Source organism: Methylobacterium sp. P3_A11 (assembly GCF_056403155.1).
Genome location: NZ_JBFUGA010000199.1, coordinates 1 through 4,318 on the forward strand (window position 1 = coordinate 1; position 4,318 = coordinate 4,318).

Sequence of the window (4,318 nt, forward strand, 5' to 3'; positions counted from 1 at the left end):
GTTGGCCGCAACGCCCCCCGCCGCCACCAGGGCGGTGGGCCGGCCGGCCACGCCCGAGAAGGCGCGCAGGGCGACCCGGGCGCGGTCCACGATCACGTCGACCACGGCCGCCTGGAAGCCCGCGCAGAGGTCGGCCACGTCGCGCTCGGCGAGCGGCGCGATCCGCTCGGCCTCGATCCGAAGCGCGGTCTTGAGGCCGGAGAGGGAAAAGTCGGCCTCGCGCCGGCCCAGCATCGGCCGGGGCAGGGCGAAGCGCTCGGGATCCCCGGTCTCGGCCATGCGCTCGACCTCGGGGCCGCCCGGGTAGCCGAGGCCGAGGAGCTTGGCGGCCTTGTCGAAGGCCTCCCCGATGGCGTCGTCGATGGTGGATCCGAGCCGCACGTAATCGCCGACTCCGCGCACGGCCACGAGCTGGGTATGGCCGCCAGAGACCAGCAGCAGCAGGTAGGGGAACGCGATCCCGTCGGTGAGCCGCGCGGTGAGGGCGTGGGCCTCCAGGTGGTTCACGGCGAGCAGCGGCTTGCGGGTCACCAGCGCCAGGGTCTTGGCGGTCACGAGGCCGACCAGGACGCCGCCGATCAGCCCGGGTCCGGCCGCCACTGCGATTCCATCGAGATCGGGGAAGCCGATCCCGGCCCGGTCGAGGGCGCGGGCGATCAGCCGGTCGAGCACCTCGACATGGGCGCGGGCGGCGATCTCCGGCACGACGCCGCCATAGGCCGCGTGCTCGGCGATCTGGCTCAGCACCTCGTTGGCGCGGATGTGACCGACGCCCTCCTCGTCGACCGAGACAACCGCGGCGGCGGTCTCGTCGCAGGTGGTCTCGATGCCGAGCACGGTCTTCTGCACGCGTGGAACTCCTCCGGTCCGAACCCGCTGCCGCCTCGCGCCGGGTCCTGCCGCTCAGGATGTCATAGCGGCATCCGGGGCCGCAGCGTTAGCGGGGGTTCGCGCCCCGGCGGGGCCGGCGCGCTACCCGTGCGCCTCAGTCGACCGCCACCATCACGTCGGAGGCCTTGATCACCGCGTAGGCGGATCCGCCCGCGACGAGCTTGAGGGCATCGACGGCTTCGTTGGTGATCGAGGCGGTGACCACTTGGCCGGGGCTGATCTCGATCCTGACGTGGGAGGTGGTCGCCCCCTTGTCCACCGAGACGACGGTCCCCTTGAGGACGTTGCGCGCACTGATCTTCATCGTGTGGCTGCCCGATTCTGAGAGCCGCGCCGGGCGGGCTCGGGCGGCTCTCCTACAGCAAGGCGGCGCACCGCGCGACCACCTCAGCGCGGATCGCCCTCCGGCTCGCCGGACTCCGCCGCCGCCGCTTCGGGGATCGGCGCGGCGCCCCAGGCGACGAGCGCGGCGTTGAGGTCGTCGAGGACGAAGTGCCGGGCGCTGTCCCGGTCGTAGCCGTCGGCCAGCAGGTCGTCGTACTCGGTGAAGACGTGGCGCGCGTACGTCACCAGGGCGAGGCGCGCCGCGGTCTCGGGGGCGGCGCGGCGCAGGCCTGGACTGGCCAGCGCCCGGTCGAGGACGGCCTCGGCTTCGAAATCCGGCAGGCGCGGGGCGAGCCGGGCCAGCGCGGCGGCGACGGCGTCCCGGCGGTTCGGAGGCGGTGGTGCGGCGCTCATCGGGGGCCTGCCAACGGCATGATTTTAACGGCGTGATCGGATAGGATCGCTGCCGGATGAGGCGGGGCCTGCACGGGATCCTCCGCCGGGGAGATCAGGTCCATGGCAATTCTTCGTCCCGCGGTGCTGCTCGGCCTCCTGCTCGGGGCGGCACCGGCGCTGGCCCAGAGCCCGATGTCGGGCGCGAACCCGGGCTCGGCCGCGTCCCCGGCTCCGGCCGGTACCGCGCCCGCCCGCCGCATCACGGCCACCGGCCAGACCAAGCCCCCGGGCGGCACCGCGGCCACCGGGATGCCGCAGCCCGTGAACCAGGCCGAGATGATCAGGGCTCAGAAGGCGGCCGAGGCCCGCTCGAAGGCATGGGACAGCAAGATGCGCCACACGATGGGCTCGATCTGCCACGGCTGCTGAGGCCGCGGCGCCTCGGCCCGGACGGCGGAACCGGGACGCGGCTCCGGTTCCCGAAGACCGGAAGCCCACCTCGGACGGAGGCTCCGGAAAACGCGAAGGGGCCGCCCGCACGGGCAGCCCCTCCATCGGTCGCGCGCTGCGACAGGATCAGCGGGAGTAGAACTCGATGACGAGGTTCGGCTCCATCTGCACCGGGTAGGGCACCTCGGACAGGCTGGGGATGCGGGTGACGCGGGCGGTCATCTTGGCGTGGTCGGCCTCGATGTAGTCCGGCACGTCGCGCTCGGGGAGCTGGGTCGCCACGATGACGATCTCGAGCTGACGGGACGACTCCTTGACCTCGACGAGGTCGCCGGCCTTCACCTGATAGCTCGGGATGTTGACGCGGACGCCGTTCACCTTGACGTGCCCGTGGTTGACGAACTGGCGCGCAGCGAACGGGGTCGCGACGAACTTCGCCCGGTAGACCACGGCGTCGAGGCGGCGCTCGAGGAGGCCGACGAGGTTCTCGCCGGAATCGCCGCGCAGGCGGATCGCCTCGGCGTAGTAGCGGCGGAACTGCTTCTCGGTGATGTTGCCGTAATAGCCCTTGAGCTTCTGCTTGGCGCGCAGCTGCGTGCCGAAGTCGCTCATCTTGCCCTTGCGGCGCTGGCCGTGCTGGCCGGGGCCGTACTCGCGGCGGTTGACGGGGCTCTTCGGGCGGCCCCAGATGTTCTGGCCCATGCGGCGGTCGAGCTTGTGCTTGGCCTGAATCCGCTTCGACATGTTTCGCGTCCTCTCGTGACGAGAATGAGGAACGCGCCCTCCTTTTCCCGGACAGGATGTCCGGGACGACAGGGCAGGAGGATCCCGCCCACGGGTGCGCGTGAAAACGCGAGGGGGCTCCGCCCGGAGCCCCCTCGACGGGCGGGTCTTTAGGGGACGGGGGCGCTGCGGTCAACCATGGACAGTCGGATCGACGAGGCAGTGACAGTCCGGCGCGGTGGGTCCGCGGACGTGGCGGCGATCCGGACGCTGGTGAGGGYGGCCTACACCAAGTGGATCCCGGTGATCGGCCGCCTGCCGATTCCCATGCAGGCGGATTACGCGCAGGCGGTGCGGGACCACCGCTTCGACCTGCTGCTGGCCGACACGGTCCTCGCCGGCCTGATCGAGACGAAGGCCGAGGTCGACCACCTGCTGGTCGTCAACGTGGCGGTTCATCCGGCCTTCCAGGGCCAGGGCTTCGGCAGCCGGCTGATGGGACGGGCCGACGCCGTCGCGGCCGAGGCCGGGCTGGCGCGGCTGCGCCTCTACACCAACAGGAAGTACACGGCGAACCTGCGCCTCTACGGCGCGCTCGGTTACCGGGTGGAGCGGGAGGCGCCCTATGACGGACCGGGCCGGACCCGCGACGACGACGTCACCGTGCACATGGTGAAGGACTTAGTTTGAGAAATCGGCGCCGGCCCTGCCGTCATCGCGAGCGCAGCGAAGCGACCCAGGGTGGCGCGCCGCCGTAGAGCGTGGCGCCTCTGGATTGCTTCGCTGCGCTCGCAAAGACGGCCTGTCGCCCCGGCGCGGACCGGAGGCCCGGTCTCCCGGCCCCCCTCAGGTCACCACGCTCGGCTCAGGCCTTCCGGTGCGGGGCTCGATCTCGGCGATCGCGCCGGCGGCCGCCGCCACCGGGGCCAGCACCTCGGCCACCGGCAGGTCGAGCCGGTCCGGCGCGTTCTCGTAGCGCTCCAGATAGACCCGCAGCGTCGCCCCGGCGGTGCCGGTGCCCGACAGCCGGAACACCGCCCGCGCGTCCTCGGCGAAGCCGATCCGGATGCCCTGGCGCTCGGTGAGCGAGCCGTCAACCGGGTCGCGATAGGCGAACTCGTCGGCCGTCGACACCGTGAGGTCGCCGATCCGGGTGCCCGGCAGCCCGGCGAGCTTGTCACGGARCGCGTCCATCAGGCCGTTGGCGGCGTCCGAATCCACCTCCTCGTAATCGTGGCGGGCGTAGTAGTCGCGCCCGTAGGTCCGCCAATGTGCCCGCACCAGCGCGTCGGCACGCTCGCCGGTGGCCGCCAGGATGTTGAGCCAGAGCAGCACCGCCCAGAGGCCGTCCTTCTCGCGGACGTGGTTCGAGCCGGTGCCGGCGCTCTCCTCGCCGCACAGGGTGATCAGCCCGGCATCGAGAAGATTCCCGAAGAACTTCCAGCCGGTGGGGGTCTCGTAGGCCGCGATGCCGAGGGCGGCCGCGACCCGGTCGGCGGCGCGGCTCGTGGGCATGGAGCGCGCGACCCCCGCG

General features: G+C 72.1%; 7 protein-coding genes. 2 read left to right on the forward strand and 5 right to left on the reverse strand.

Features of this window, described 5'->3' with window-relative positions:
• The 3 genes from tsaD to AC1DXK_RS30285 form a co-directional block, all read right to left on the reverse strand.
• On the reverse strand, positions 1-849 hold an 849-nt coding region (gene tsaD, locus AC1DXK_RS30275), incomplete at its 3' end, for a tRNA (adenosine(37)-N6)-threonylcarbamoyltransferase complex transferase subunit TsaD (RefSeq protein ID WP_477299658.1).
• Positions 850-985: 136 nt separating this feature from the next.
• On the reverse strand, positions 986-1,195 hold the full coding sequence (locus AC1DXK_RS30280; protein WP_457105173.1) for a TOBE domain-containing protein: 210 nt from the start codon (positions 1,193-1,195) through the stop codon (positions 986-988).
• Positions 1,196-1,278: 83 nt separating this feature from the next.
• Positions 1,279-1,629 carry a DUF2293 domain-containing protein gene (locus AC1DXK_RS30285; protein WP_457105174.1) on the reverse strand — a complete coding sequence of 117 codons (351 nt, stop codon included), beginning with the start codon at positions 1,627-1,629 and terminating at the stop codon, positions 1,279-1,281.
• Between the two features lie 102 nt (positions 1,630-1,731).
• Here AC1DXK_RS30285 and AC1DXK_RS30290 point away from each other — a divergent pair, with 102 nt between their 5' ends.
• The gene (locus AC1DXK_RS30290) at positions 1,732-2,040 is read left to right on the forward strand and encodes a hypothetical protein (protein ID WP_457105175.1); all 309 of its coding nucleotides are present in this window, start codon (positions 1,732-1,734) and stop codon (positions 2,038-2,040) included.
• Between the two features lie 147 nt (positions 2,041-2,187).
• On the opposite strand, the gene rpsD is transcribed toward AC1DXK_RS30290, so the two are convergent.
• A complete protein-coding gene (rpsD, locus tag AC1DXK_RS30295) occupies positions 2,188-2,805 on the reverse strand; it encodes a 30S ribosomal protein S4 (RefSeq protein ID WP_457105176.1) in 618 nt (205 codons plus the stop codon).
• Between the two features lie 177 nt (positions 2,806-2,982).
• Here rpsD and AC1DXK_RS30300 point away from each other — a divergent pair, with 177 nt between their 5' ends.
• The gene (locus AC1DXK_RS30300) at positions 2,983-3,474 is read left to right on the forward strand and encodes a GNAT family N-acetyltransferase (RefSeq protein WP_477299659.1); all 492 of its coding nucleotides are present in this window, start codon (positions 2,983-2,985) and stop codon (positions 3,472-3,474) included.
• A gap of 156 nt (positions 3,475-3,630) precedes the next feature.
• Here AC1DXK_RS30300 and AC1DXK_RS30305 read toward each other — a convergent pair.
• Positions 3,631-4,318 (reverse strand): phosphohexomutase domain-containing protein (locus AC1DXK_RS30305; RefSeq protein WP_477299660.1); only part of this gene is annotated, 688 nt, incomplete at its 5' end.